The sequence below is a fragment of the Pseudoalteromonas sp. CR1 genome (genome assembly GCF_019392235.1).
Lineage (GTDB): Bacteria > Pseudomonadota > Gammaproteobacteria > Enterobacterales > Alteromonadaceae > Pseudoalteromonas.
In genome coordinates, this window is record NZ_JAHXRM010000635.1 from 1 (window position 1) to 235 (window position 235).

1 protein-coding gene is annotated in these 235 nt (G+C 54.9%); it reads left to right on the forward strand.

Features of this window, described 5'->3' with window-relative positions:
* On the forward strand, positions 1–235 hold a 235-nt coding region (locus KZZ04_RS20830), incomplete at both ends, for a hypothetical protein (RefSeq protein ID WP_219424124.1).

The window sequence follows — 235 nt, forward strand, 5'->3', positions numbered from 1 at the left end:
GCGGCGAACCCAAGGTGCCGGTGGCGGTCACCGTGCAGGAGCGGGACGACGCGGCATTGGGCCGCCGGTTGCTGGAGCACTATCAAAACGGCCAATCCGTGTTAATGCTTTATCGAAAAAGTAGCGATAAGTTACTGATTCAAGAACATATTCAGTCTGTAGTTAATGTGGATTCTAGTTTGCCGCCACACGCGCGCCGGTTGAAGCAGCTGACCTATCACAGCGCCAAAGGCCT